Here is a 25,747-nt window from a genome sequence, read left to right on the forward strand (position 1 = left end):
ATGTCGAATCGGCAGAATCCGGATTCCTCCCTCAAGCCGTCCCCCCCGGTGGTGATCGAAACCGGAATGGCGAGTTTCGAACTCGTGCGTTCGCTGGGGCAGGGGCACCATGGAGAGCTGCTGCTCACGCGTCAGCGCTACGCGGGGGGGCTGGGGGGCTACACGGTGGTCAAGCGGCTCAACCGCGTGGTGCGCCAGGAGGACTACCAGCGGCTGGTGGAGGAGGCCCGCCTGGCGGGGCAGCTGCGCCACCCCAACATCCTGGCGGTGCAGATGCTCGGGGGCAGTGCGGCCGAGCCCCTGCTCTTCGTGGAGTACACCGAGGGCCAGCGCCTGGGAGACGTGATGCGCCGGGCCGAGCGCGCCGGCCGCGACTTCTCCGAGGCGTTCGCCTGCTACGTGACGGCCGAGGTGGCCGAGGGGCTGCACTACGCGCACACCCTGGTGGACGACAGAGGCCGGCACCTGGGCATCGTCCACCGGGACGTGACGCCCCAGGGCATCCTCCTGGGCCGGGAGGGCGAGGTGAAGCTGGTGGACTTCGGGGCGGCCTGGTCCCGGCTGGAGGGGCGCATCTCCACCGAGGGTGACAGTGACCTGGGCAACGTGTCCTACAGCTCGCCGGAGCGGGCCAACCTGGATCAGCTCGACGGGCGCTCGGATCTCTTCTCCCTGGGGCTCGTCTTCCTCCAGCTGCTCACCGGCCGGCACCTGCTGGACGCCGAGCAACGCCACGAGGCGGAGCTGCTCGGCCGCCAGTTGCGCGCGCGGGGCGAGTCGGGTTGGGGGGGCCTGGAGGAGCTGAGCGCGCCGCGCACCGCGGACCTGCTCAAGCGCATGCGGGAGCTGCGCTCCGAGCAGGTGGAAGAGGCCATCCAGGGGCTGTCCGAGCTGCCCCGGGCCGTCCTCCGCCGGCTGCTCGCTCCCCGGCGCGAGGAACGCTTCGCCACGGGGGCGGAGCTGGCCCGGGTCCTGAGGGATCATGTGTGGTCCAAGGGATGGCGCTATGGGCGCCCCGAGCTGGTGGCCGAGGTGGCGGCCCTGGAGGGGCCCGTGCCGGGCGATCTGGAGGACTCGGGGGACGAGGCCCGCCGGGGGAGGGGGGAGGGAAGGAGCGCCCGGGGGGAGGGGGGCCTAAAGGACCCTGAGCCCTTGGCCCCGGGGTACGGGCCGTGCTAGTCCGCCGCCTTCCTCTTTAAATCTACTGGTGTCAGAAGGAGTCGGGAGATGGCTCGCCGTCACATCCGCGTCGTCGGCGCGATGCTGCAAAACGCCGAGGGGCGCTACCTCATCACCCAGCGTCCCCCCAAGGCGACGCTGCCGCTGTTGTGGGAGTTCCCGGGTGGTCGCGTCGAGGAGGCGGAGTCCGATGAGGAGGCGCTCGCCCGGGAGATCCGCGAGGAGATGGGCGTGGAGGTGGAGGTGCTGGAGCAGGCCCTGCACACCCACCACGAATATCCCTCCTATGACATCGACTTCCGGGTGTACCGCTGTCGGCTCGCCAGCCCCGAGTCGGAGATCAAACACCTGCGCGTGCATGACCACTGTTGGGTGAAGCTCGAGGACATGTCGAAGTACCAGTTCCCCGACGCGGACGCGAAGACGCTGGCCAAGCTGCTGGGTCTGGAAGCCTGACGTGCGCCGGGCCCTCGCCCTGGTCCTGCTCGGGGGGCTGCTGGCGGCCTGCAGGGCGCCCAAGCCCTCCAACCTGGAGGCGTCCGGCTCCGCGCTCTCCTCGCGTTATGCCCCCGCCGAGGGCGTGCCGGGGTGTCGCCTCTATGGCGAGCCCCAGGCCGTGGGCCGCGTGCCGCTCGTGCTCGCCGAGATGTCCGGGCTCGTCGCGAGCGTCCGGCATCCGGGCGTGCTGTGGGCGCACAACGACTCGGGCAACGCGTTCCAGGTCTTCGCGATCGACGAGACGGGCAAGCTGCTCGCCACGCTGACGCTCACCGGCGTCGAGTCCGAGGGCATGGATCTCGAGGACATCGCCCTGGGGCCGTGTGCGCCGGGAGACGCGCGCACGTGCGTGTACCTGGCCGACACGGGGGACAACTTCGAGCGCCGCGAGCAGGTGCGTCTCTTGCGCTTCCCCGAGCCGGAGCAGGTGGCCGATGCCACGCTGGCCGTGGAAGAGCTGCCCTTCACCTGGCCGGACCGGGCGCACGACTGCGAGTCCCTCGTCATCGAGCCGGGCACGGGCCGGCCGGTGCTCATCACCAAGGAGGGCGACTCGCTGGGCGAGGTCTTCGCGCTGCAGGGGCTTGCTCCGGGCTCGGTGGCCAGGGCCTCGCACCTGGGGACGTTGCACTCGCCGGGCAATGCCGACAGGCGCACCACCGCCGCGGCGCTCCACCCCTCGGGGCAGCGCCTGCTGCTGCGCACCTATACCCGGGTGTGGGAGGTGCGCCGCCCCGGAGCCTCGCGCATGGAGGAGCTGATCCAGGGCCCGGTCGTCGAGGTGCCCGGCGCGAGCCAGGCCCAGTCCGAGGCCATCACCTGGCTGCCCGGGGACGGGGGCGTGGACCGCTCCTACCTGATCGGCTCCGAGTTCGCCGGACAACGCCTGTACCGGACGGACTGCCGCTGAGCGGAGCGTCTGGGGGTCAGGGGACGTCCTGGGGTGAACACTGTCCACCACCCGGCAGTGTTCCCAGCGGAAGGGACAGGAAGTGATGCCTCGGGAGCCTTCTTGGCGGGGTGTACTCGGGATACCGGGTTGACCGCCGGGCGGCTGTGGCCATCTTTGCCCCACACGGAAGTCGTACCGCGTACCACAGGGGTGCGTGGCAGGGGGACGGGGAGTGCGCCACTGATGAAGCCCGAGAACACGATACCGCCGGGTGGAAGCCCACGCGGCAAGAAGCAGGACAAGTCACCGACTCCTTCGCCCAAGGGGTTCCGGTTCGGATCCCCGCTGGGTTACATCCTTCTGCTCGTTCTGGGCTTCATGCTCTTCCGCAATGTCTTCCAGGACGCGGGCGTGCAGCGGGTGACCTACAGCCGGTTCCGCGAGTCGCTCTCGGAAGGCAAGTTCTCGCGCGTGCAGCTCTCGCCGGAGTGGGTGAAGGGCTACCTCAAGGACGGCGCCGCGCCCGCGGCGGACGTCCCGGGACAGGGCGGCGGCGCGGGAGGACCGCTGCGCAGCGAGCCGGGCGCCCTGCCGTGGCTGGCCTACCGGGTCCAGGGGGACAACGATCTCGTGCCGCTGCTGGAGGAGAAGGGCGTGCAGTACGAGGCGGTGCCCCAGTCGAATTTCTCCGACGTGCTGTGGGTGTGGCTGGTGCCGCTGGGCCTGGCCTTCTTCTTCTGGAGCTTCATGATGCGCCGCATGGCGGGGGGCATCGGCCAGGGGCCGCAGAGCGTCATGAGCTTTGGAAAGACGCGCGCCAAGGTGCAGGCCGAGGCCGACACGGGCGTGGGCTTCAAGGACGTGGCGGGCGTGGACGAGGCCGTCGACGAGCTGCGGGAGATCGTCGAGTTCCTCAAGACACCGGAGAAGTTCCGCCGTCTGGGCGGGCGCATTCCCAAGGGCGTGCTCCTGGTGGGCCCTCCGGGCACGGGCAAGACGCTGCTGGCGCGCGCGGTGGCGGGCGAGGCCGGGGTGCCCTTCTTCAGCCTGTCCGGCTCCGAGTTCGTGGAGATGTTCGTCGGCGTGGGCGCCGCGCGGGTGCGCGACCTGTTCGCCCAGGCCACGGCCAAGGCGCCGTGCATCATCTTCATCGACGAGCTGGACGCCATCGGCAAGAGCCGCAACGCGGGCGTGGCGGGCGGCCATGACGAGCGCGAGCAGACGCTCAACCAGTTGCTCGCGGAGATGGACGGCTTCGACAGCCGCGCGGGCCTCATCATCCTGGCGGCGACCAACCGTCCGGAGATCCTGGACAGCGCGCTCATGCGTCCGGGCCGCTTCGACCGGCAGGTGCTGGTGGACCGGCCGGACAAGCGTGGCCGCGAGCGGGTGCTGGAGATCCACTCCAAGGGCGTGAAGCTGGGGCCGGACGTGGACCTCAAGTCCATTGCCTCGCGGACCCCGGGCTTCGCGGGAGCGGACCTGGCCAACGTGGTGAACGAGGCGGCGCTGCTCGCCGCGCGCAAGAACCGCGACGCCGTGCTCAAGGCGGACTTCGAGGAGGCCATCGAGCGCGTGGTGGCGGGCCTGCAGAAGAAGAACCGCCGGATGAACGAGCGCGAGAAGGACATCGTCGCGCACCACGAGGCGGGCCACACGGTGGTGGGCTGGATGCTGCCCCACGCCGAGCGGGTGACGAAGGTCTCCATCATCCCCCGGGGCATCGCCGCGCTGGGCTACACCATGTCGCTGCCGCTGGAGGACCGCTACCTCATGTCCTTCGACGAGCTGCGCGACAAGATGGCCGCGATGATGGGTGGGCGTGCCGCCGAGGAGATCTTCATCGGCGAGGTGTCCACGGGCGCCTCCAACGACCTGAAGCAGGCCACCGACGTCGCCAAGCTCATGGTGCGCGACTACGGCATGAGCTCGCTGGGCCCGGTCGCCCTGGGCGCGGATCAGGGGCCGGGCTTCCTGCGGGGCGCGGGCCTGCCGGAGACGCGCACCTACTCCGAGCAGACGGCGCGCATGGTGGATGAGGAGATCCGCAAGATGGTCACCGAGGCGCTCGACCGGGCGCGTCAGGTGCTCACCCACCACCGCGACAAGGTGGAGGCGCTGGCGGCCCGGCTGCTGGCTTCCGAGGTGGTGGACGAGGACGAGCTGCGCGCCATCCTCGGGCCCAAGGCCGTCGCCGAGCGGGGCCTGTTGCATCCCGAGGCCCGGCAGGTGATCTCCGCCCACCCCGTGAGCAGTGACGAGCCGGCACCTTCGGGCACCCAGCACGCCCAGGGCTCGTTCCCGGACGTGTAGCGCGGGTGGACACGGTGGGCGCTCACCCGCCCGCCCCCTGAGCGGACCTTCGCCCCTTCTCGCCGCGTGGCCTGCGGTGGTGAAGGGGCGAAATTATGTTGCATGGGAAGGAGGGAGCGTCCGTGGAAAACAGAATCGGCAAAAGCTATACGGCGCGCAAGGCACTCTTCGCCCGGGGCCTTCGGGATGGGCGGCTCACGGTCCAGGAAATCGAAGAGGCCCTGCCCGCGGGGACCCTCACGGCCGCCGAGCGCTGGCTGCTCTACTACTCGCTCCGGGCCGCCCAGGTGGAGATCATCGACGAGGTGACGGGCCAGGTAGACCACGGGTTCATGGCCGAACAGCCCTCGATACCGGCCGAACACTAGAAGCCCCCTGAACGGGCGTTGACTCGGGACGGGGGCTGGTTACGTTCGCCCCATGAATGGCAATTCCCGGACAGACGACCGCTCCCAGGAGACGCAGGCGCAGGAGCCCGTCGTGACCTCGCCCGAGGCGGCTCCCGACGCGTCCGCTCAGACCTCCTCGCCCCAGGCCGCCTCCGAGGCCTCGGCCGAGGTGGAGCGCCTCCAGGCGGAGCTGGCCTCGACCCGGCGCCGCGTGGACCAGCTGGCGCGCGCCTACCAGGAGCTGGAGAAGGATCGCGAGGAGTTCAAGCAGCGCCTGTCGCGTGAGCGCGAGCGGATGCTCGACGTGGAGCGGGGCAAGGTGGCCACGATGCTCCTCGAGGCGGTGGACGAGCTGGATCTCAGCCTGTCCCTGGGTGGCGCCGATGCCTCTTCCGGCCTGGCCAAGGGCGTGAAGATGATCCGCGACGGACTGCTCGGCAAATTGCAGCAGGCGGGCGTCGAGCGGCTGCAGTTGGTGGGTCAGCCGTACGATCCCAACACGGCCGAGGCCACGGACATGGAGATCACCCCCAATCCCGAGGAGGATCAGCGGGTGGTGGCGGAGGCCCGGGCGGGCTACCGGATGAAGGACCGCATCATCCGCCCGGCGCGGGTGAAGGTGGCCAAGTACGTCGCTCCCGCGAAGGCCTGAGCCGTTCGCCGGGAGTGGTTCCTCGAAGGAGTTCCTCCCGAGAGGGCGGGCGGCTAGGGTGGGTCGTGAGTCCCCCCGCCGCGCGAGTCCGGATTCGCCGGGAAGACGCGGGGCGGGTGGTTGTTCGCTCCTCCCGACATGACCCGAGCCGTGAACCTCCGCCCCTTCTCGCCGCATGCCTCGTGGACCGCCCTGCTGGTGCTGATGCTCGCCGCGTCGGTGGCCGATGCGCAGCAGGGACCGCTGGAGCCCTGGCTCGAGGCCCGGGCGCGCGAGCACACGGCCTGGTCGCAAGACACGGTCCGCGGGCAGGAGGGCGCCACGGGCCTGTGGCGCGAGTGGACCTCGCGCGAGCCGATGCTGCCGGGCTTCGTGCCGCCCAGCTCCCTGGCGCCGCTCATCCGGGCCGTGGAGGCGGGCGTGGTGAACATCAGTGCCTCGGGGGCGGACAACCCCGTCATGGGCGCGGCGCGCTCGGCGACCGGCTCGGGCTTCCTCCTCACCCCCGAGGGCCTGGTGGTGACGAACAACCACGTGGTGGCGCGCGGGGACGTGGAGGCCCGGGAGATCGTGGTGCGCCTGTCCGACGGGCGGGAGTTCCTCTCCGAGGTGGTGGGGCGGGATGCGTCCACGGACGTGGCGCTCCTGCGGCTGTTGGGTCAGGACGTGCGGGGCCTGCCGGCGGTGTACCTGGGGGACTCGGACCGGCTGGAGGTGGGCGACTGGGTGGTGGCCATCGGCAACCCGTTCGGGTTGGATCACTCGGTGTCGCACGGGATGATCTCCGCCAAGGAGCGGGTGATCGGCGTGGGCCCCTTCGATGACTTCATCCAGACGGACGCCCTCATCAACCCGGGCAACTCGGGCGGGCCGCTCTTCAACATGCGTGGCGAGGTGGTGGGCGTGAACACGGCCATCATCAGCGAGGGGCAGGGCATTGGCTTCGCGGTGCCCATCAACATGGTGAAGGATCTGCTGCCCAACCTGAGCCGCAATGGCCAGCTGCAGCGCGGGTGGCTGGGGGTGGTGATCGACGAGCAGTCCCAGGTGGGCACCCGCGCCGCGGTCGTCAAGCAGGTGTACCGCAACAGCCCGGCGGCGCAGGCGGGCATCCGCTCGGGGGATCAACTGGTGGGGGTGAACGGCAAGCCCGTGGACTCCTACCAGCAACTGCTGCGCAAGGTGACCATGCTGGCGCCGCAGACCCAGGTGAAGCTCACGCTGCTGCGCGAGGGCGAGTCGCGGGACGTGGTGGTGAAGCTGACCGCCCGCCCGGCGCAGGAGGTGCTGTCGGCCCTGTCGAGCGCCGGCAACCTGGGCGACTTCGGCCTGGTGCTGCGCGACGTCTCCCCCGAGGTGGCGGCGCCCCTGGGGCTGGAGCCCTACGCGGGGGTGCTGGTATCGGGGGTGGTGCCGCGCTCCGCGGCGGCCCGCGCGGGCCTGCAGCCCGGGGACGTGGTGACGGAGGTCAACCGCCGCAAGGTGAAGGACGTGGGGGCGGTGAAGGGCGCGCTGGAGCGGGGCTCGGGCGCCGCCGTGCTGCTGCGCATCCAGCGCGGCGAGCGGCAACAGTACGTCGCGCTGGATCCCTGAGCGCGCCGTCGCGGCTACTTCTTCTTCGCCTTCGCCTCGTCGGCGAACCACAGGCCGAGCGGCTCGCCGGTGCGCGCGTTCGTCAAGAGCAGCGCCTCGATGCGGGCGGACACGCCGTACTGCTTGCCGCTGCCCTGCTTGCGCTCCAGTCCCCAGAGCGTCTGCGGCGCGAAGATGACCTGGAGCCGGACCTGGCGCGAGGAGAACAGGCGCATGAAGTCGGTGGCGTTCCACCCGGGCGGCGTGGAGCCCGTGACGCGCAGGGGGGGCAACAGGGGCTTGTCGTCCGCCGTCAACTGCCCGGGCGCCCCCTGGGTGAGCACGTAGGCGCCTCCGGGGAAGGAGGGGGTGACCTCGATGACGTAGTTGCCACTGCCGGGCTGGTACGGGCCCGGGCGGACCATCGTCGCCACGTCCTCGCCGACGATCATGTACAGCCGTTTGCCCTCATACTGTTTGCGGAAGGCCTCGGCGGCGTCTCGGCAGCCCAGGCCCGCGAACAGGCCACTGCACTCCCCCACGTACTTGTCCAGGAACGCCGACAGGCTCCCCAGGGGCTCGGCCTGATCCCTCAACCGGGCGAAGCGTGGATCCGCGTCCGCCAGGACGAGCGATGGCAGCAACAGGGCGACGGCCAGGATGAATCGTTTCATGGGGGCATCTCCAAAGGCAGGGGGCGGGAAATGGGGGCGCGCGGATGCTGCCACTCTCGGGAGCCTCCGGACACCCGCATGTGGGTACGTAGCGGTACGTGTTGGTATGGGTCGGTGGAGATTTTGACTACATGTCCTCACCATGTAGTTTCTCGCCCACTTCCACCTCCCCCGGAGACACCCGTTGGCACAGGTTCAGGTCCGAGAGCGCCGCGCCCATCTGCGTTTCGACAAGGTCTTCACCATCTACCTCTCCACGGAGGGGGGGTTGAGCCGGGGGATTGGCCGCAACATCAGCCAGCAGGGCCTGTTCGTGGAGACGCGCGAGCCGCTGACGCTGGGCGAGCGGGTGAAGGTGACGTTCGCGGGCGAGGACGGCACGGAGATGACGTGCCTGTGCGAGGTGCGCTACCAGGTGGCGCTGGCGTACGGGCGCAAGGACGGGCGCGAGGGCAACAGCCGCGGCGTGGGCCTGCGCATCGTGGCCTACGAGGTCCAGGAGGATCAGCCCCTGCTGCTGGTGGCGCGCGAGCGCGTCATGCACTGAGCCCGGGAGGGCCGGTGGGAAGCACGCCGGGAGGAACCGAGGACATGCAAAGGGCACGGCCGCGTCGGGTGCGGACCGTGCCCTTCGTGCTTCACGGCGGGAGGCGGGGGCCTACTGGGAGAAGCCCTCGAGGAGGTAGTGGGCCTCGATGCGCTTGAGCGCGAGGATCATCGCGGCGCAGCGCGGATCCACTTCCTTGCCGATGCAGAACGGCCGGCTGTCGTGGGAGTCCGAGCGGCGCGCCTGGTTGCGCGAGATGTCGCGGATGATGCGGTAGTTGCGCTTCATGGCGTGCTCGAGGCGCTGGTTGACCTCGGGCTCGCTCCAGCGCTCCATGCGCTTGTTCTGGATCCACTCGTAGTAGCTCACCGTCACGCCGCCGGCGTTGGCGATGATGTCGGGGATCATGTCGATGCCGCGCTTCTGCAGGACGCGGTCGGCGTCCGGGGTGGTGGGGCCGTTGGCGCCCTCGGCCACGAGCTTCACCTTGAGGCGCTCGGCCACGTCGGCGGTGATTTCGCCACCCAGGGCGGCGGGCAGGCAGATGTCGGCCTGCACCTCCCAGAAGTCCTTCTTGTCGATCTTCTGGGCGCCGGGGAAGCCCACCACGCTGCGGCGCAGGTTCTTGGCGTCGTTGACGTAGGCGAGCAGGGCGGGTACGTCGATGCCATCGCCGTTGTAGATGGTGCCGTCGGCGTCGTTCACCGCGAGCAGACGCGCGCCCATGCGCTGGAGGATGGCGGCGCCGTGGCTGCCCACGTTGCCGAAGCCCTGGAGGATGAAGCTCTTGCCGCGCAGGTTCTCGCCCTTCTCGGCGTAGTAGTCCTCGATGCAGAACGCCACGCCCTGGCCGGTGGCGGCCGCGCGGCCCTCGGAGCCGCCGATGCGCACGTCCTTGCCGGTGACGATGCCGCGCATGCCGTGGCGGTCGCGCTCACCGTCCGAGTACTGCCGGTACATGAGCGCCATGATGTCCCCGTTGGTCCCCACGTCGGGCGCGGGGATGTCGATGTTGGGGCCGATCATGCTCTTGAGCTTGTACATGAAGCGCAGGGTGATGTTCTCCAGCTCCTCCCGGCCGTACGAGCGCGGATCGATCTGGATGCCACCCTTGCCACCGCCGAACGGCACCTCGGAAATGGCCGTCTTCCAGGTCATCTCCGCGGCGAGCGCCTTGAACAGGTCCAGCGACACCTCCCGGTGGTAGCGGATGCCGCCCTTGTAGGGGCCGCGCGCCTGGTTGTGCTGGACGCGGTAGGCCTTGAAGCGCTGGGACTCTCCGGGAACCAGCTGGTACACGTGGCCGTCGGGAAGGCGCAGGTGACCACGGCGGATGGAGACGTCCGAGCCGAGCAGGGCGCGGCCATTGAGGATGATCTTCCCGTCGGCCAGCCGCTCGAGGCCCTCGGGGTTGCGCACCTGGGTGGGCGGCAGGTCCGCGAAGTCGCGCGCCTGCTCCGGGGCGAGCGGCACCAGACGGTCCTTCAGCTTCGCGGTGACGTAGAAGATGTGCTCGTAGTCGGGCTCCTCGAGCTCGAGACGGACGCGCTTGTCCAGCCCGATGAGGTCGGCGGCGCGATGGAAGATCTCCATCGCCTCCGTGTAGACGGTGCGCTTGGGCGTGGGAGCCGGGGCGCGCATGAAGTTCTCTTCATTGGCCATGGGAAAAATCGCTCCTTGGGGTTGAGGCGATCGTGGGGAGAAGCAAGGCCCTTATGCGCATAGGCGCTTGCGGTGGTCAATCTGGGCGCATCGCGGTGAAGGTGTAAAAGCCCAAGTACTTTCAGGTAGTTAGCCAACGCGGCGTGTCATGGACGGACCGTCGGAGCCCGTATGCGCGCGGGGTCCTGGAAAATTTCCGGGAGGCGGCGGAGAGGGGCCCGAAAGAAGTGCTTGCCGTGTCCGAATGCTCATGGTACTTCGCGCCCACTTTCGGTGACGCCGGAAGGGCCTCGTTGGGCCGACATAGCTCAGTCGGTAGAGCAACTGATTCGTAATCAGTAGGTCCCCAGTTCAAATCTGGGTGTCGGCTCCAGGAAATAAAGGGTCGGTCACGCGAGTGACCGACCCTTTTCCTTTTCCCCGAAGAAGAGCGCCGACGGACGGCTGCCTGGGCCATCGCCCTCCCTCCGAGCGGCCTCCAGCGCGGGAACTCCTGGCCCTGATATGGGGATGGTTTCCAGGTCGCGGAAGGCGTGGCGTACTGGTCGGGCGTCGCGTCCCCGGAGGAGCACTTGCGCGTGGTGCTGCTCACCTACTTGACGAGTTCGATCCTCGCCTTCAGCGGACCGGGCTCCCTCAGGGCTTCGACGCCACCGTCGAGTTTGCCGAGCGTGACGAGCCCGCTCGAATGGCCGAAGTCCCTGTGGAACAGGGCCAGATTCCCCCAGGGGGCGTAGTAGGTGATGTCGCCGGCCGAGGCATCGGTGCCTGGAGGCGCGCCCTTCGTGGACAGCCTCCTCGGCAAGTCGCTGATCTTCTCGGTCGCCGCGTAGTCCTCGAGGGTCAGGGTCAGTGGCAGCAGGGAGACGAAGTCGCGCGTGGTTGCGTTGTCGCGCAGGGTGGCCGTCAGGACCTTCTCTCCAATCGTCAGTCGAATCTTCATGGTCTTTGCCTTGGTGGGGGCGTGCTGCTGCGCATGGGCTGGAAGCGCCGGCAGCGCGAGCGCGAAGACGAGAGAGGTGATGAAGGCCACCCCGGACTTCGCCGCCCGCGTCGCACGGACGCGAGGGGTCGTCATGGGCGACGGCGAAGGAGTCACAGACATTGGCCTCATCGTGGCTTCGCTCCGAGCGAGAGCGGCTCCGTCTCGAAAAGCCTGCGCGCCGTGATCATGGACCTGGTGACGTCCACGTACTTCTTGAAGTGCGGCGACTCGAGGTGCTGACGGTATGCCTTCTCGTCCGCGTAAAGCTCGAAAAACCGCAGATGGGTCGGGTTCTCTTTCAAGGCCACCGAGTAGATGGCCAGCACGCCGGCTTCGATGCGGATCGAGGTTTCGATCTCCTCCGTCACGGCGGCCTTGTAGGCTTCGAGTTGGGCCGGAGCGATCTCCAGTTCGGCGATACGCACGAGCGCTTTGGCGGGCAACCGCGGCTTCGCGCCGAGCAGGATGGGCACCGCGTCGTACATTCTGCGGGCCAACACCATCCTGGCCGTGCCAGAGCGAAACCTCTGGAAATGCGGCGTCCGCAGATGCGCTTGATACGCGCTTTCGTCCGCGTACATCTCGAACACACGGATGCGGGCCGGGTTGCCTTTCTCTGCCGCGGCATGGAGGGCCAGCACGCCCCGCTCCATCCGAAGCGTCGCCACCGCATGCTCGCGAGCCGCCGCCTTGAAGCCTTCCAACCGCGCGGGGTCGATGTCCAGGTCCTCCAATCGCGCGAACGGGACCTGCGCTTTCTGGGCCAGGGCGGGCGGGCCAAGGCACAACGCCAGCGCCGACGCGCACACCCTCGAGAATTGCCTGAGGTTCATGTGTATTCATTTCCAGAGATTGATGCCGAACTCCGACGTCGAGACCGCTCGCGGCACCTTCACCCCTTCAGCGATCGATCAGGCGTTGCTGTTGCGGCGGGTAGCGGTCTCCGCTCGGCTTGATACGCGAGGCGCCATCCTCGAGCTCGCGGAGGTCGCTTGCCGTGAGCTCGATGTCGGCGGCGCCCGCGTTCTCGAGCATGCGCGCCTGCTTCGTCGTCCCTGGGATCGGTACGATCCACGGCTTCTGCGCGAGCACCCACGCGAGTGCGATCTGACCGGGAGTGGCGTTCTTCTCCTTGGCGATCCGCGCGAGCAGCTCCACGAATGCCTGGTTCGCCTGAAGGTTCTCGGGCTGGAACCGCGGGATGGTGCTCCGGAAATCGCTCGAATCGAACGTCGTGGTCGGGTCGATCTTGCCGGTCAGAAAGCCTTTGCCGAGCGGGCTGAACGGCACGAAGCCGATGCCAAGCTCCTCGAGCGTCGGCAACACGCTCGTCTCGGGCTCGCGCCACCACAACGAATACTCGCTCTGGAGCGCGGTGACGGGCTGCACCGCGTGCGCGCGACGGATCGTCCGCGCCCCCGCTTCGGAGAGGCCAAAGTGTTTGACCTTCCCTTCGCGAATGAGGTCCTTCACGGCGCCCGCAACGTCTTCGATCGGTACCGCTGGGTCGACGCGGTGTTGGTAATAGAGGTCGATCGCGTCGACCTTCAGCCGCTTCAACGAGCTTTCGGCGGCCTGCTTGATGTGCTCCGGGCGACTATTGATGAGGCTCCATCTCCCTTCCCCTTCGTGCGCCGGCGCGAACCCGAATTTCGTCGCGATGACGACGCGCCCGCGGAATGGCGCGAGGGCTTCGCCGAGGAGTTCCTCGTTCGTCAGCGGTCCGTACACTTCCGCCGTGTCGAAGAACGTGACGCCGCGATCGACCGCTGCGCGGATGAGCGCGATCATCTCCTTGGTGTCCTTCGGTGGGCCGTAGCTCCAGCTCATGCCCATGCAGCCGAGGCCGATGGCGGAGACCTCGAGTCCTTGTCGCCCGAGCGTGCGTTTGGGGAGCTTGTTGTTGCTCATGGCTGTTTCTCCTCGGTAAGGGCTTGCGTCTCGCGCGGCACGACCCAGCGCACCGTATAGCCGCCATCGACGTCGACCCAGTGCTCGGGCGACACATCGTAGAGCTTCACGATCACGTGGGGCATGGGTTTCTCCTTGGCCTCTGCGCCATCGCCCAGGCGAGCGCGATCTGTCCGGGTGTGGCGTTCTCGCGTCGGGCCCGGTCGCGCACCAGCGCCAGGAACGGCATGTTCGTCGCGAGGTTCTCCGGTGTGAAGTGCTCGCCAGTTCCATAGGTCATGAGTTCTCTGAGGTCCGTTCGCAAGGGCGGGGGGCGTTACGCCGGGCTTGCGAAGAGAAGTATGCGCCGGACTCGCCGAAGACTAGGCGTCCGGGAGCAAACGGGCTTTGAAGCTCTGCTTGATAATGTGCCCTGGTCTGCTCGATAGAGGGACACTCGCGATGAAGACGGCTCTACTTCCCCAGCTCCAGGTGTTCCTCGTCGTGGCCCGCCTGCGCAGCTTCAGCGGCGCGGCGCGCGAGCTCGGCGTCTCCACGACCGCGGTGAGTCAGTCCGTGCGCCATCTCGAGGAGCAACTGAGCGTGGTGCTGCTCACCCGCACGACGCGCAGCGTGTCGCTGACGGATGCGGGCAGGCGGCTCGTGGAGGGCGCGGGCCCCGCCCTGGGACAGGCGCTCGCCACCCTCACCGAGGTTTCCGCTCGACCGGGAGAGACGGTGGGCCGGGTCCGGCTGTCGGTGCCGCGGGCGGCGGTGCCCTACGTCATCACCCCGGTGGTCCCCACCTTCCGTGAGCGTCACCCGCGAATCGAGGTGGAGGTCGTCATCGAGGAGCGCTTCGTGGACATCGTGGCCGAGGGCTACGACGCGGGCGTGCGGCTGAGCGAGGCCATCGAGCGCGACATGGTGCAGGTGCGGCTCACCGACGCCTTCCGCTTCGTGGTGGTGGGCTCGCCCGACTACCTGGCGCGCCACGGCACGCCCCAGCGCCCCGAGGATCTCCTGCGCCACGAGTGCATCACCTTCCGCATGCGGACCACCGGAGTGATCTACGCTTGGGAGCTGGAGCGGGGCCGCAGGAACTGGCGCGTGCCGGTGCGCGGAGGCGTCGTCACCAACGACAACCCGCTGAGTGTGTCCCTGGCGGAGCAGGGCCTGGGGCTGGCGTACACCCTCGAGCCCATGGTGGCGGAGCAGTTGCGCACCGGGCGGTTGCATCGGGTGCTCGAGCCCTACTCGCCCACCGTCCCCGGCTTCTTCCTCTACTTCCCCAGCCGTGCCCAGCGCTCCCCGGCCCTGCGCCTCTTCGTCGATACGGCCAGGGAGCTTGTCAGGCACGCGGTGTGAAGTTACTCGCGTCGGCTCCGCGTTGCCGGTGACGTGCTCCCCCCAGCCGACGACCTGGTTCGTCCGTTCGCGTCAACGAATCGTGTACCCGCCATCCACCACGAGTGCTTGACCGATCGCAAAGCCTGCCCCAGGGCCGCAAAGCCAGAGAACGGCGGAAGCGATTTCCTCCGCCCGCCCGAGCCGCCCCAGCGGAATCTCCTTCATGACCGCCTTCATGGTCTCGGGCTCGTTGTTCAGGTGGTCGACGAGCGCGCGGAGGGCAGGGGAGGCCTGCCGGCGCGTCGGGTAGTGCAGGAAGTAACCGGGGAAGGGCGTGCAGAACGCGTCCAGCACGGACACGAGCTCCCCGCGCGCCAGTTCGTCGCGCACGCGGTCCTCGAAGGTCATCGTCAGCCCCATCCCGGCGCGGGCAAGGCGGAGGTTGAACGCCGGGTCGGTGGAGAGCACGTGCGCGGGGACCGTGACGGCGAAGTCACGGCCGCCCTCTGTGAACTCCCACCGGTACGGGGGAGCATCGGGCTCCAAGTGCCAGTTGATGCACACGTGCTCGGCGAGGTCCCGCGGGTGCCGCGGCGGCGCGTGACGCTTGAAGTAGGAGGGCGCCCCTACCACGATGAATCGCATGTCCCCGCCCACCGGCACGGCCACCATGTCCCGGTCGATGACTTCGCCAAGCTGGATTGCGGCGTCGTACCCGCCGGCCACGATGTCGACCCGCGCCTCGCTCACGTGCACGTCGAGCTGGACGTCCGGGTACCTGGCAAGGAACTCGGCGAGGAGGGGACTGGCCAGGACGGAGTCGGCTCCGGGTGACACCTGAAGGCGAAGCATCCCGCGTGGCGCATCCCCGAGCGCACTCACGGCCGCGACCGCGGCTCGCACCCCCTCAGCGGCGGGGCGCACGGCGGCGTAGAGGCGCTCTCCTGCCTCGGTGAGCCGGACGCTGCGCGTGGTCCGCTGCACCAGCGCCACCCCGAGCCGGTCCTCCAGCCGCCGCAGGGCCTGGCTCACCGCCGAGCCGCTCACGCCAAGACGGTCACCGGCGCCGCGGAGGCTCCGCACCTCGGCCACGGCCAGGAAGACGCTCATCCCCTCGAAGTCGTCCCGCATCATGAAGCGAGGCTTACCACCTCGCGAAGCCCCCGCTCGTGGAGAGGCGGTCCCGGCGGAAGTCGTTGGCTCCATCGGACGTCAGGACGTCGCCCCTCGCGGATGGTGGCTGGAACGACATCCGCCGCCGGGCGACGAGCGTGGTCACGCGTTGCTTGGGCTTGGGGCGGGGTGCGCGACCACTCGTGTTGTCCATCTGGATACTGGGAATGGAGAACCAATCGCCTACACGTCCGTGGGTGTCGAGCCGGTCGAGGTGAGCGAGGCCGAGTTCAAGGTGGCCCTCACGCAGCTCCTCCTCGACATGCGGATGGACGTTGCATTCCGGGAGATTGAAGAGGCGGATGAGCGAGGGTGGGTGCGGTCCAGGACTCTGCTCGCATCCTCGAAGGGCCTCGCTGATTCGGGCTTGGGGAGTTCACCTGAATCGTTGTACACGCGCATCTGCCCCGACACGGATGACTGCTTGACCCTGGTAGGCGGGACGGGGTTGTCGTTCGGGCGGAAGGATCGGACGCTGATGGCCCTGTCCTTCGCGCTCGATACCGTCTGGGAGAGCGTCGAGGCGGAGGTCGGCAAGATGCTGAATCCGGTAGTGCTCAAGGCGATGTTGACGTCGGTAGCCCTGTCCGTGCTCCTCACGATGACCCTGCCCGAGCCCGTCACCAAGGTCCTCGCGGTCGCGTTGACGGCGGCCATGGTGGCCTACCTCGGTGTGATTCCGGTCTGGGATATTGGTCGTGGCTTCGTCCGGCTGTGGGACGATGCGGGTAAGGCGACGAGCGTCATCGAGTTGCAGGACATCGGCCACCGGTTCGGGCGGGTGTTGGGGACGAACGGCACGCGCGTCCTGGTGCTGCTCGTCACTGCGGCCCTTGGCGGAAAGAGCGCGATGGCGGCCCAGGGCCCCAAACTCCCCGGTTTCTCCCAGGCCGCACTTCGCGCGCAGGCCGAGGGGGGCTTCCAGCTTACGAGCGCCCTGAATGGCGAGGTGGGCTCGATCGCGTTGCCTGCTGCCGGTGTACTCAACGTCGCGCTCGCTCCCGGAGCGGTTGCAGCGATTGCGATGTACTCGCAAGGGATCGTGCCGGGCGACGCAGAGGGTTCAGTTCATCACATCTGCACCAACAAAAACACCAAATCCGCTGTGTCCGGTGGTCCTTGGACACCAATCTGCGAGGAAATCTTCGAGAAGGCAGGGATGAGCCTCGAAGATGTCGCAAATAAAGTGCGACTCAATGGACACGAAGGACCTCATCCCGAGCGGTATCACAGAGAGGTGGCAGAGCGCCTGAAAGTGGCTGTAAGTACTTGCAGAACCACTGATGCTTGTCGAGTTGAGTTGGTGAACGAACTCGCGAAGATCGCGGATGAGCTGCTTACGGCGGGTTCGCCGCTGCGGAGTTACATTGTGAAGTAGGAGGAGCGCGGTGGAACGTCATTTTTATTGGGTGCGAACTGCTGATGTACCTCAATGGTACATCACGACTCCTGTACCGGCAACGGGCGGAAAGTTCGAGGAGCCTTGGATGTTCGGGGAAGGGCGCCTCCTTCCGGATCCTGGGCCCATCAAAGCTCCGGTGAGGAACCAGGGCGAGAGGCGCACATTTATGTTCGTCGGCGTTGAGAGTGTCCCCATCATCAACGAAGCAGTCGCCAATGTTTTCAGGACGCTGGCACCTGATGATGTGCAGCTATTTTCGGTGACGGTGGGCGGCGAGTCCGAGCAGTACTTCATTGTTAATGCACTCAAATCCATTGACTGCATTGACGAAGTGAACTGCCGGGAAGTCCACCTATATGACCAAGACGACCCTGAACCTGCGCGCAGAGGGGCTTATCGCTGGATCTACGGCTTGCGAATTGACCCAGCGAAGACTGAAGGTGCGCGTGTCTTCAGGCCGAAGAGGTTCACTCACGCACTCATTGTCTCCGAAGAGGTCAAGGCTGCGCTCGAAAGAGTAGGGAATCTGGGGGTTGATTTCGAGCGGGTGACGGGGCCGCATGAGCCGCTGCCACCGCCGCGCGAGGTTCCAGCTACGCTCAAGCAAGCCCGGGAGGCGAGGGCCGCCGCGTACAGCAAGCTTGGGGAGCTCTCCGAAGATGTCGTCAGACGCATCGTTCCCACGAGCGGAAACTGGCCTGGTGGTGTTCAGGCATGGCGGGTCATCAAGAGAGGCCAGCGGACCCTATTCGTGAGTGATGGGCTGTCCGACCCCTTTCCTGACGCGAGCGCGCCGTCCTTGGGATTCGGATTCGAGCTGGCAGTTGAGACGGACGAGGAACTGCCGGGGGACGACGGGTGGCCGTTGGATATGTTGATGCGGGTCTCGGATGGCTTTGCCAACTACGCGGACACTCGGAAGCTCCTGGAGACAGGGCTAGCGTTCATAAACTTCTCTGGTAAGGGAATGCCGGAACAGCTTGTGGTGCCGCCAGATGTCTTCAAGAAGCTCCGGCCGAACGACTGGGTGTCAGAACACGGGATGTCAATGGTGCTGATCGGGTTGGAGCCGCCGACCCTGCGGACGAGCTTCCCCACGCCCGCCGGTCCAGTGCGCCTCGTTTCCACGATGGCTATGCACTCGAGCGAGATAGTCGCTTACCTGGAGCGCGGAGGAGATGAGTTGATTCCCCTCTTCCTGAAGTGCGCCGACATGCCCCTGTCGAGCACGAAGAGGAGTCCGGTTATCTAGTCAAGACCACTGGCCCCGGTTACGTGGCTCTCCCGCACATTGTGATGAGGTAGGGCCTCTGCGTTGCCAAGAGCTGGTTTCCAACACGCTGGTTCGTTGCTCGGAGGCAGCCGCCGGAGGCGGCAGGCCCAGGATGAGTCCTCCTGCAATCAGGAGCGCTTTGACGAGTGCCTACAAACCATGTCTGGGTTCTCCGCGAGTTCCTGACGGAGGAATAGGACGCAGCAACTCCAGCCCGGTGAAGAAGAGGTGCATGATGCCGTCCAGCGGCCAGTGCTTCATCCGAGTGCGAGTCATGCTCGAGCTGCAATAGAACTGTATACTAATTCCCACTTCGCCTTTTAGTATGAGCCGTGGTCATGAATTTGAGTTACGTTGCTTATCGTGACCACGCACGGCATACAGATTCCCTCCTCTGGAGCGCGCACCGCAGGGATCGGCCTGTTGGTGGTGGCCGGGCTCTGCCATGCGCAAGGCGCGGGCTCCTCATCCCTGACGTGCCCGGCGGCTCCGCCCCCGAGTGAGCGGCCCATCGAGAAACACGTGTCGTGCCTCGTGCCGGTGGAGACCGTCCTGCGCCAGCATGAGCAGGGCAAGGTCATGCTCGTGGACGTGCGCGACGCCGAGTCGTTCAGTCGCTATCGCATTCCGGGGTCGCTCAACATCCCGCTGCACGCCGTGAAGACAAAGGCGTTCCTGCGGCCGGAGTCGATCGTCCTCGTGAATCAGGGTCATGTCACCGCGGCACTCGAGGTCGGCTGCTCCGAGCTGAAGCGCGCGGGCTTTTCGAACGTCGCCGTCCTGCAGGGAGGACTGCGTGCCTGGCTCGCGGGCCGTGGCGCGCTGGAAGGAGAGGCACGTTCGGCCCACGACCTCGACCGCCTCATGCCCGCGGAGCTCTTCGCCGAACGCATGAGGACAGACTGGCTCGTCTTGATCTTCTCGAAGGACCAGCACGCGTCACTGCGCTGCTGGCTCCCGTCGCGCGTCGAGCAGGTGACCGGCAAGAGCGCCCCGGCGATTCGCGCGATCAAGGTGGCGGTCGACCGGGCGCGACAGGCCGCTCCCGGTCTGCGCGTGCTCATGGCCAGCGACACCGACACCGAGCACGCCATGCTCTCCGCCCTGATGAAGGAAGCTGGCGTGCAGGACGCGCTGTACCTGGAGTCCGGGCTCGAGGGCTATCGAGAGTTCGTGTCGGATCAGAGCGCAATCTGGGGACGTCAGGAAAAGACGAGGGCGTCCTCATGCTGCGGCTGACCTCGCTCATCGCGATGCTGGCGGCGTTCTTCGTGGGCCTGCCCCGAGTTGTCGCCATGCCCGTGAGCGAGACTGGCTCACGAGCGCCTGCTGATTACGCCATCCCCAGGCAGCTTCGCTACAGCTTCACGCTTCGCAACACCACGGCGCGGCCAATCACGAAGGTGGAATTCCTCACGCTCGCGCCGGTGCCGCGGACGTCACACCAGTGGCTCGAGAAGCTCACCGCGACACACCCCTACCGCGTGTCGCGCGATTCGCTCGGCAACGAACTCCTCCGCTTCGAGTTCGAGACGCTTCCCCCGTACGCATCGAGGATCATCAGCATCACCGCCGACCTGAAGATGGCGGAGCGCGGCACGGAGGCGTCCGGCGGCGACGTCGCGCGCTTTACCAGGCCAGAGCGTTACATCGAATCGAGCGACCCTCGGGTGAGTGAGATCGCGCGGGCAGTGCGCGACCCGTCCGCCCTTCGCACGGTCCGGCAGGCCTATGACTGGGTGGCCGCCAACGTGCAGCCGTCCGACTATGTCCCCGACGATCGTGGTGCGCTCTACCTGCTCGAGCAGCGCCGGGGAGATTGCACCGAGTTCGCGTACCTGGTGGCGGCGCTCTCCCGAGCGAACCAGGTGCCGGCGAGGCCCATGGGTGGGTACATGCTCCACGGCAACTCGATCGTCGGGCCGGCGGACTACCACAACTGGGCGGAGGTCCTGGTCGACGGCCGCTGGCTGATCGTGGACGCGCACCAGAAGTCGTTCGCGGAGCACGAGACCGACTACGTCGCGATGCGGATCATCTCGACCGAGCCGGCGGAGGACGCTCCGGCCGTTGGGTTCAACCGTTACGAGATCAGGACGCCAGGTGTCGACGTGTCGATGAACTGAAGTGAACTGAAGTAGGGGGGAGTCGTCGATGAGGCCTCTGGGGGGAAGGGGTCTGAATGCAGGTGGGGGCCTCCTCGGCCTGCTGGCTTTGCTTTGTTCTGGGATTGCGCTGGCGCTCGACGTTTCTGGTCCGATCAACTCCACCACCACCTGGTCGGCCGCGCAGAGCCCGTACCGGGTCGTCGGCAGCGTCACCGTCCAGGGCGGCGCGACCCTGGTCATCGAGCCGGGCGTGACCGTGCTCATGCAGCCGGGGACGAGCCTGAGCGTCTCGTCGGGCACCCTGCGCGCGCGCGGTACCGCCGTCCTGCCCATCGTGTTCACGGCCGAGTCCGACACGGCCGGAGGGTCGCCGGTCCCCGGCAACTGGGGCGTGCTGCGGTTCGCGAACGGGACGAATGATTCGCTCACGGTCCTGGAGTACGTCGAGGTCCGCTACGGACAGGGCGTCGTCATCGAGTCAGCGGCGCCCACGCTCAACCACGTCTGGCTGATCAACAACAGCGGGCCGGCCGTGACCGCCGACCTCGCCTCGTCTCCGGTCGGCGTTGGGCTGCGGGCGACGGGCAACGGGGTTGACGGCGTGCTGCTGCCGCCGGGGGAGATCACGGGGGCGGTGGTGTGGGGGTTGCGCGGCATCCCCTATGTCGTGAGCCAGGGTCTGGTGTCGGTAGGTCGCGCGCCAGCCGTGACCTCGGTGGCGCCGTCGCGGATCGCCCAGGGACAGACGGTGACGATGACGGTGAGCGGGACGCGGCTCGGCGGCGTGGAGCGCGTGCGCTTCGACAACGCCGCCCTCTCCGGAACCGTGCTCCCGGGCGGCGGCGACACGTCCTTCAGCGTCGACGTGACCGCCTCGGCGCAGGCGGCGACGGGTTCCACCGCGCTCGAGGTGTTGGTCGCCGCGGGCCACGCTCGGCTCGAGGGCGCGGTGACGGCCGTCCCGCCGAGGCCGCCGATCGTCGTGGACGGCATGACGCCGGGCTCGCTCCGCCGCGGCGAGAGCAAGTCCTTCCAGGCGACCGGGCAGAACCTGGCGGGGGCGAACGTCACCACCACCGCCACCGGCCTCACCCTCGGCAACGTCTCGTCCAGCGCCACGTCGTTGAGCTTCACCCTGGCGGCGTCGGCGAGCGCGGCGTTGGGAGACCAGACGCTGACCTTCACGAACCCAGCCTCGGCCTCGGGCAGTGCCACGGCGGTGGTGACCGTGGTCGATCTGCCACCGACGGTGGTGACGAGCCCGGCCCCGGTCGCGGTGCCGCCGGACAACGTCGCCCGTCTTATCAAGCTGCGGCTCTCACGGCCCGACGTGGTCAATCACACCTTCGCGGTGAGCATCGGCAACACGAACATCGCCACGGTCTCACCGGCGGACGTCGCCATCTCCGCGGGTCAGACCGAGGCGAACCTGCTGGTCACCGGCCGGGTGTTGGGTCAGACGGTGCTCACCCTCGTGTCGCCGACCCTGGGTACGGTGACCACGCCGGTCTTCGTCACCACCGAGTTCTCCGGGCTCAACACCAGCTTCGCGCTCCCCCTCGGGGTCGTGGTGACGCCCTCTCCGCTCCCGTCCTCGTCGGCGGTTGAGGTGGTCTCCAACCTGGTGGGCGTCGCGCTGGGCGATCACCTCGCCGACGTCAGCCCCCGGGTGTTCACCATCGGCACCGGCCCCGTGCCGCTCGTGATCTCCGGTAGCGGCCTGGCCTCGGTCACCGAGGTGAGCCTTTTGCCCGGGGATGGAGTGACCCTGGGCGCTCCCGCGGCGAGCCCGGACGGCAGCCAGCTCACGGTTCCGGTGACGGTCGCCGCCGACGCGCCGCTCACTGTCCGCCGGCTCGTCCTCTCCGGTGGCGGCCCCCTTCTCCCCATGCGGCCAGACGCCGACCGGATCAAGATCGTGCGGCCGGTCCCGATCATCGACTGGATCTCCCCGCTGTTCGTGCAGACCGGCTCCAGCGGCGTCGGCCTCACCGTGGTCGGCCGCAACTTCCAGGACCTTCAGGGCGTGGGCATCATGCCCAACGACGGGATCTCGGTCGGCTCACCAGTCGTGACCCCGGATGGCACCCGTCTCACGGTAAACTTCAGCGTCGCGGCGGACGCGACGCTCGGGCCGCGGGTGGTGACGGTCTCCACGCTCGGCGGAACGTCTCCCACGATCCCATCGGCCGCCAACACCCTCACGGTGGTCCAAGGCACGGCACAGGACATCACGCCGGTGGCCGCGGCGTCGCTTGGCGTGGTGCTCGACCAGGTGAGCCCGCCAGCCTCCCAGACGTTCGGCGTGTGGCCGTCGAACGTGGGAGTGATCTTCGGGAGCGCGGTGACGTCGATCAGCCCGAAGGCGGGTGAGATTGGCTCGAACGTCACGCTTTCGCTCCAGGGCGCCGGGCTCGGTGGCGTCACGGCCGTGCAGCTCAGCCCCTCGACGGGCCTCACCGTGGGGACGCCGCAGCTCGCGCCCGATGGCAACTCCCTGACCGTGAGCCTGGCGATCGCGGCCGACGCGCCCCAGACGATGCGCACCGTGCAGGTGCTCGCGGGTAGCCAGCGGATCGACTTCGTGTCGGTGGCGGACGCGCTCTTCCGCGTCACCCCACCGCCGCCCCGCATCGACTGGATCAGCCCGCTGTCGGTGCAGATCGGCGCCGCCCCCACCACGCTCACCATCGCTGGCGCCAATCTTCAGGACGCGTCGCGAGTCAGTGTCCTCCCGCCGGACGGGATGATGCTCTCCGCGCCGAGCACCAACGCCGCTGGTACGACCATCACGGTCACCATCGCGGCCGCCGCGGGCGCGGCGACGGGGCCGCGCGTCGTGACCCTCACCACCCCGGCCGGTGAGACTCCCAGCACACCCGGCGCGGCCAACACGCTCACCGTGGCGTCGACTGCCGGGACGAGCTTCGGGCCTTTCGCGACGTCGCTGGGCGTGACCCTCCAGGAACAGGTCACGCCGTCGCCGGTGCCGTACGGCCCGCTCCTGTCGCCCGCGGTGGGTGTGGATGTCACGGTCGAGGCGCCGACGACCGGCACGGCCCAACTCGTGACCGGTGCGCTGGTGGGCGTGGCCTTCGGCCCCACGGCGCAGGCGCTCTCGCCCGCGGGCGTCCTCGCCGGTCAGTCCGCCACGATCACGATCTCCGGAGCGAGCCTCGATGCCGTCACCTCGGTCGCCGTTGTCCCTTCCACGGGGCTGACGCTCGGCGCGTTCACCGTGAGCGCCGACGGCACGCAGCTCTCCATCCCCGTCACCGCGGACGCCGCGGCCCCCGCTGACGCGCGGCGGTTCGTCCTGTCGGGCGCCTCCGGCTCGGTGCAGTTCAGCCAGCCAGCGGCGAACCGACTCGTCATCGTGCCGGCCCTCCCGGTCATCAGCTCCATCGAGCCGATCCTCGGCACCCAGGGGCAGGCGGGCTCGTTGCTGATCCGCGCGACGAACACGCAGTACGCGACCGGCGTGACGATCACGCCCTCTACCGGCGTGACGTTCAGTCCCACCTTCACGGTCGATGCCGCCCAGGGGCGGCTCACCATCGCCTTCAGCATCGCGCCCGACGCGCCCGTTGGCCCGCGCGTGATCCAGGTGGTCACACCAGCGGGGGCGACCCCCGCCGAGCCGTCACCCGTCAACACCTTCACCATTCGGAGTCCCTGAACCATGCGGAGAGCGACATGAGCAGTCAACTCAAGCAGATGGGCCGGGTGATGGCATCCATGGTGCTGGTCATCTCGGGGACGGCGATGGCCTTCAACAGCGGCAGCACCGGCGCGGATGGGGCGTTCAGCCCGACGGTGAGCACGCAGGTGCAGCTCCCGGAGAACGGCATCTTCAACTTCACGACCGTGAACATCCCCAGCGGTGTCACCGTGACGTTCAAGAGAAACACCGCCAACACACCGATTGTCATCCTCGCTACCGGCAACGTCACCATCGCGGGAGCGATCGATGTCAGTGGCTCCAGCTCGGCCAACGTCGGCGCCGCGGGCGATGGCAACCTGGGCGATGACGGGATCCCCGGCCGCGGTGGGCCCGGCGGTCAGGACGGCGGACGTGGAGGTCCGGCCGGAGCGGCGGCGACCTCGCGCGGTGGCAATGGGCTCGGGCCCGGAGGAGGCTTGGGAGGGGCCCTGGGCGGGACCGACACTGGCTGCTACTACACTAATGCGACGGGCGGCGGCGGTGCTGGCTTCGGTAACGGGGGCTCGAATGCCGTCGCGTTCGCTAGTGGGAACACGACGTATTCGCGGGGCGGCGTCGCCTACGGATCGAGCCAGCTCCTGCCGTTGATCGGCGGCTCGGGTGGCGGCGGCGGTGGCGGCAACACCGGGCTCGGTGGGTCGGGCGGCGGTGGTGGTGGTGGCGCGATCCTCATCGCCTCCTCCGAGACGCTCAATGTCACTGGTTCGATCCTGGCGAATGGAGGCGCTTCGGGCGGGACCGCCGGGGGCGAATCGGGCGGGACGGGCGGAGGGGGCAGCGGAGGCGCCATCCGATTGCTGGCGACGACCCTCTCCGGCAACGGCACGCTCAGCGCCGCCGCCGGTGCCGCCGCCGGGAACGCGAACAGCGGCTGTTTCAATGGCGGGAGCGGAGCGGTGGGTCGCATCCGGCTGGAGGCGGAGACCCTTACCCGGACGGCCGGCAGCACGCCGCCGTTCCCCGCGGCGACCGCGCCGACCACGGTGTTCGTCGCCGGGCTGCCCACGCTCCGCATCACCAGCGTCGCGGGCGTGAGCGCGCCCGCCGTGCCGACGGGCAACGCCGACATCGTGCTGCCCGCGAACACCCCGAACCCGGTCACGGTCACGTTCACGACGACGGGGGTGCCAGTCGGAAACACCGTCACCCTCACTGTGGTCCCCGCCGCGGCCGCATCGGAGAGCGCCGTGAGCCCGGCGTTGTCCGGCTCCACCGACAGCGCTACCACCAGTGTCAACATCAACCTGCCGAGCGGTCCGAGTGTGCTGCAGGCCACGACCTCGTACACCGTGGTCGCGGCGCTCGGCCGCGAGCTGGGCACGCGCTACGCGAACGGCGAGCAGGTGGAGCGGGTGACGCTAATCGCCAGCCTCCAGGGGCCGCCAGCGGTCATGCTCACGACGGTGTCTGGCAAGGAGTACCGGGTCGCGGCGCAGGCCCGGGACTAGTCACGACCCATGGCCG

23 protein-coding genes and 1 tRNA gene are annotated in these 25,747 nt (G+C 68.3%); 16 read left to right on the top strand and 8 right to left on the bottom strand.

Annotated features, from left to right (window positions below; translation table 11 throughout):
- From CYFUS_RS53955 to CYFUS_RS18755, 7 genes are all read left to right on the top strand, one after another.
- Window positions 1-1,179: a serine/threonine-protein kinase gene (locus tag CYFUS_RS53955; RefSeq protein WP_095986461.1), complete on the top strand. Its 1,179-nt coding sequence runs from the start codon at window positions 1-3 to the stop codon at window positions 1,177-1,179.
- 48 nt (window positions 1,180-1,227) lie between these two features.
- Entirely contained in the window at window positions 1,228-1,635 is a 408-nt protein-coding gene (locus CYFUS_RS18730) for a (deoxy)nucleoside triphosphate pyrophosphohydrolase (protein ID WP_071904318.1), read from the top strand.
- A gap of 1 nt (window position 1,636) precedes the next feature.
- Complete coding sequence (locus CYFUS_RS18735) at window positions 1,637-2,587, top strand: hypothetical protein (RefSeq protein ID WP_095986462.1); 951 nt, start codon at window positions 1,637-1,639, stop codon at window positions 2,585-2,587.
- A 225-nt stretch (window positions 2,588-2,812) separates the two neighbouring features.
- Window positions 2,813-4,882: an ATP-dependent zinc metalloprotease FtsH gene (gene ftsH / locus CYFUS_RS18740; RefSeq protein WP_095986463.1), complete on the top strand. Its 2,070-nt coding sequence runs from the start codon at window positions 2,813-2,815 to the stop codon at window positions 4,880-4,882.
- Window positions 4,883-5,004: 122 nt separating this feature from the next.
- Complete coding sequence (locus CYFUS_RS18745) at window positions 5,005-5,250, top strand: hypothetical protein (RefSeq protein ID WP_095992100.1); 246 nt, start codon at window positions 5,005-5,007, stop codon at window positions 5,248-5,250.
- Window positions 5,251-5,302: 52 nt separating this feature from the next.
- The gene (grpE, locus tag CYFUS_RS18750) at window positions 5,303-5,923 is read left to right on the top strand and encodes a nucleotide exchange factor GrpE (RefSeq protein ID WP_095986464.1); all 621 of its coding nucleotides are present in this window, start codon (window positions 5,303-5,305) and stop codon (window positions 5,921-5,923) included.
- 138 nt (window positions 5,924-6,061) lie between these two features.
- On the top strand, window positions 6,062-7,516 hold the full coding sequence (locus tag CYFUS_RS18755; RefSeq protein WP_095986465.1) for a trypsin-like peptidase domain-containing protein: 1,455 nt from the start codon (window positions 6,062-6,064) through the stop codon (window positions 7,514-7,516).
- Between the two features lie 14 nt (window positions 7,517-7,530).
- Here the strand turns inward: CYFUS_RS18755 and CYFUS_RS18760 are convergent, their stop codons facing one another.
- On the bottom strand, window positions 7,531-8,169 hold the full coding sequence (locus tag CYFUS_RS18760) for a DUF6066 family protein (protein ID WP_095986466.1): 639 nt from the start codon (window positions 8,167-8,169) through the stop codon (window positions 7,531-7,533).
- Between the two features lie 184 nt (window positions 8,170-8,353).
- Here CYFUS_RS18760 and CYFUS_RS18765 point away from each other — a divergent pair, with 184 nt between their 5' ends.
- A complete protein-coding gene (locus CYFUS_RS18765) occupies window positions 8,354-8,716 on the top strand; it encodes a PilZ domain-containing protein (RefSeq protein WP_002626313.1) in 363 nt (120 codons plus the stop codon).
- A gap of 111 nt (window positions 8,717-8,827) precedes the next feature.
- On the opposite strand, the gene CYFUS_RS18770 is transcribed toward CYFUS_RS18765, so the two are convergent.
- Window positions 8,828-10,378, bottom strand: a complete 1,551-nt coding sequence (locus tag CYFUS_RS18770) for a Glu/Leu/Phe/Val family dehydrogenase (RefSeq protein ID WP_095986467.1) — start codon at window positions 10,376-10,378, stop codon at window positions 8,828-8,830.
- Window positions 10,379-10,675: 297 nt separating this feature from the next.
- Between CYFUS_RS18770 and CYFUS_RS18775 the strand changes: the two genes are divergently transcribed.
- Window positions 10,676-10,751, top strand: a tRNA-Thr gene (locus CYFUS_RS18775).
- A gap of 219 nt (window positions 10,752-10,970) precedes the next feature.
- On the opposite strand, the gene CYFUS_RS18780 is transcribed toward CYFUS_RS18775, so the two are convergent.
- The 5 genes from CYFUS_RS18780 to CYFUS_RS50680 form a co-directional block, all read right to left on the bottom strand.
- On the bottom strand, window positions 10,971-11,411 hold the full coding sequence (locus CYFUS_RS18780; RefSeq protein WP_232537645.1) for a cyclophilin-like fold protein: 441 nt from the start codon (window positions 11,409-11,411) through the stop codon (window positions 10,971-10,973).
- A 77-nt stretch (window positions 11,412-11,488) separates the two neighbouring features.
- Complete coding sequence (locus tag CYFUS_RS18785) at window positions 11,489-12,196, bottom strand: putative quinol monooxygenase (protein ID WP_095986469.1); 708 nt, start codon at window positions 12,194-12,196, stop codon at window positions 11,489-11,491.
- A gap of 67 nt (window positions 12,197-12,263) precedes the next feature.
- Window positions 12,264-13,274 carry an aldo/keto reductase gene (locus CYFUS_RS18790; protein WP_095986470.1) on the bottom strand — a complete coding sequence of 337 codons (1,011 nt, stop codon included), beginning with the start codon at window positions 13,272-13,274 and terminating at the stop codon, window positions 12,264-12,266.
- On the bottom strand, window positions 13,271-13,399 hold the full coding sequence (locus CYFUS_RS53960; RefSeq protein ID WP_269770248.1) for a hypothetical protein: 129 nt from the start codon (window positions 13,397-13,399) through the stop codon (window positions 13,271-13,273). Before CYFUS_RS53960 ends, CYFUS_RS18790 begins: the two co-directional genes overlap by 4 nt.
- On the bottom strand, window positions 13,387-13,554 hold the full coding sequence (locus CYFUS_RS50680; protein WP_157758517.1) for a hypothetical protein: 168 nt from the start codon (window positions 13,552-13,554) through the stop codon (window positions 13,387-13,389). Before CYFUS_RS50680 ends, CYFUS_RS53960 begins: the two co-directional genes overlap by 13 nt.
- Window positions 13,555-13,715: 161 nt before the next feature.
- Here CYFUS_RS50680 and CYFUS_RS18795 point away from each other — a divergent pair, with 161 nt between their 5' ends.
- Entirely contained in the window at window positions 13,716-14,621 is a 906-nt protein-coding gene (locus CYFUS_RS18795; protein ID WP_095986471.1) for a LysR family transcriptional regulator, read from the top strand.
- A gap of 72 nt (window positions 14,622-14,693) precedes the next feature.
- Here CYFUS_RS18795 and CYFUS_RS18800 read toward each other — a convergent pair whose 3' ends face one another.
- A complete protein-coding gene (locus CYFUS_RS18800) occupies window positions 14,694-15,713 on the bottom strand; it encodes a LysR family transcriptional regulator (protein ID WP_232537646.1) in 1,020 nt (339 codons plus the stop codon).
- 277 nt (window positions 15,714-15,990) lie between these two features.
- Between CYFUS_RS18800 and CYFUS_RS18805 the strand changes: the two genes are divergently transcribed.
- The 6 genes from CYFUS_RS18805 (at window position 15,991) to CYFUS_RS18830 (ending at window position 25,731) form a co-directional block, all read left to right on the top strand.
- Complete coding sequence (locus tag CYFUS_RS18805) at window positions 15,991-17,154, top strand: AHH domain-containing protein (protein ID WP_232537647.1); 1,164 nt, start codon at window positions 15,991-15,993, stop codon at window positions 17,152-17,154.
- 190 nt (window positions 17,155-17,344) lie between these two features.
- On the top strand, window positions 17,345-18,430 hold the full coding sequence (locus CYFUS_RS52780) for an imm11 family protein (RefSeq protein WP_232537648.1): 1,086 nt from the start codon (window positions 17,345-17,347) through the stop codon (window positions 18,428-18,430).
- A gap of 555 nt (window positions 18,431-18,985) precedes the next feature.
- On the top strand, window positions 18,986-19,690 hold the full coding sequence (locus CYFUS_RS18815) for a rhodanese-like domain-containing protein (protein WP_157758518.1): 705 nt from the start codon (window positions 18,986-18,988) through the stop codon (window positions 19,688-19,690).
- Window positions 19,678-20,577: a transglutaminase-like domain-containing protein gene (locus CYFUS_RS18820; RefSeq protein ID WP_095986474.1), complete on the top strand. Its 900-nt coding sequence runs from the start codon at window positions 19,678-19,680 to the stop codon at window positions 20,575-20,577. The genes CYFUS_RS18815 and CYFUS_RS18820 overlap by 13 nt, the downstream gene beginning before the upstream one ends.
- A gap of 28 nt (window positions 20,578-20,605) precedes the next feature.
- Window positions 20,606-24,238, top strand: a complete 3,633-nt coding sequence (locus CYFUS_RS18825; RefSeq protein ID WP_157758519.1) for a hypothetical protein — start codon at window positions 20,606-20,608, stop codon at window positions 24,236-24,238.
- A gap of 17 nt (window positions 24,239-24,255) precedes the next feature.
- Window positions 24,256-25,731: a hypothetical protein gene (locus CYFUS_RS18830; protein WP_095986476.1), complete on the top strand. Its 1,476-nt coding sequence runs from the start codon at window positions 24,256-24,258 to the stop codon at window positions 25,729-25,731.
- Window positions 25,732-25,747 lie beyond the last annotated feature (16 nt).

Source organism: Cystobacter fuscus (assembly GCF_002305875.1).
Lineage (GTDB): Bacteria > Myxococcota > Myxococcia > Myxococcales > Myxococcaceae > Cystobacter > Cystobacter fuscus_A.

What these genes read in the sequence shown, in the direction of transcription:
- CYFUS_RS53955 (WP_095986461.1), top strand. Translation starts at nt 1, where the DNA reads ATGTCGAATCGGCAGAATCCGGATTCCTCCCTCAAGCCGTCCCCCCCG.
- CYFUS_RS18730 (WP_071904318.1), top strand. Translation starts at nt 1,228, where the DNA reads ATGGCTCGCCGTCACATCCGCGTCGTCGGCGCGATGCTGCAAAACGCC.
- ftsH (WP_095986463.1), top strand. Translation starts at nt 2,813, where the DNA reads ATGAAGCCCGAGAACACGATACCGCCGGGTGGAAGCCCACGCGGCAAG.
- grpE (WP_095986464.1), top strand. Translation starts at nt 5,303, where the DNA reads ATGAATGGCAATTCCCGGACAGACGACCGCTCCCAGGAGACGCAGGCG.
- CYFUS_RS18755 (WP_095986465.1), top strand. Translation starts at nt 6,062, where the DNA reads ATGACCCGAGCCGTGAACCTCCGCCCCTTCTCGCCGCATGCCTCGTGG.
- CYFUS_RS18760 (WP_095986466.1), bottom strand. Translation starts at nt 8,169, where the DNA reads ATGAAACGATTCATCCTGGCCGTCGCCCTGTTGCTGCCATCGCTCGTC.
- CYFUS_RS18770 (WP_095986467.1), bottom strand. Translation starts at nt 10,378, where the DNA reads ATGGCCAATGAAGAGAACTTCATGCGCGCCCCGGCTCCCACGCCCAAG.
- CYFUS_RS18785 (WP_095986469.1), bottom strand. Translation starts at nt 12,196, where the DNA reads ATGAACCTCAGGCAATTCTCGAGGGTGTGCGCGTCGGCGCTGGCGTTG.
- CYFUS_RS18790 (WP_095986470.1), bottom strand. Translation starts at nt 13,274, where the DNA reads ATGAGCAACAACAAGCTCCCCAAACGCACGCTCGGGCGACAAGGACTC.
- CYFUS_RS53960 (WP_269770248.1), bottom strand. Translation starts at nt 13,399, where the DNA reads ATGCCCCACGTGATCGTGAAGCTCTACGATGTGTCGCCCGAGCACTGG.
- CYFUS_RS50680 (WP_157758517.1), bottom strand. Translation starts at nt 13,554, where the DNA reads ATGACCTATGGAACTGGCGAGCACTTCACACCGGAGAACCTCGCGACG.
- CYFUS_RS18795 (WP_095986471.1), top strand. Translation starts at nt 13,716, where the DNA reads ATGAAGACGGCTCTACTTCCCCAGCTCCAGGTGTTCCTCGTCGTGGCC.
- CYFUS_RS18800 (WP_232537646.1), bottom strand. Translation starts at nt 15,713, where the DNA reads ATGAGCGTCTTCCTGGCCGTGGCCGAGGTGCGGAGCCTCCGCGGCGCC.
- CYFUS_RS52780 (WP_232537648.1), top strand. Translation starts at nt 17,345, where the DNA reads ATGTTCGTCGGCGTTGAGAGTGTCCCCATCATCAACGAAGCAGTCGCC.
- CYFUS_RS18820 (WP_095986474.1), top strand. Translation starts at nt 19,678, where the DNA reads ATGCTGCGGCTGACCTCGCTCATCGCGATGCTGGCGGCGTTCTTCGTG.
- CYFUS_RS18825 (WP_157758519.1), top strand. Translation starts at nt 20,606, where the DNA reads ATGAGGCCTCTGGGGGGAAGGGGTCTGAATGCAGGTGGGGGCCTCCTC.
- CYFUS_RS18830 (WP_095986476.1), top strand. Translation starts at nt 24,256, where the DNA reads ATGAGCAGTCAACTCAAGCAGATGGGCCGGGTGATGGCATCCATGGTG.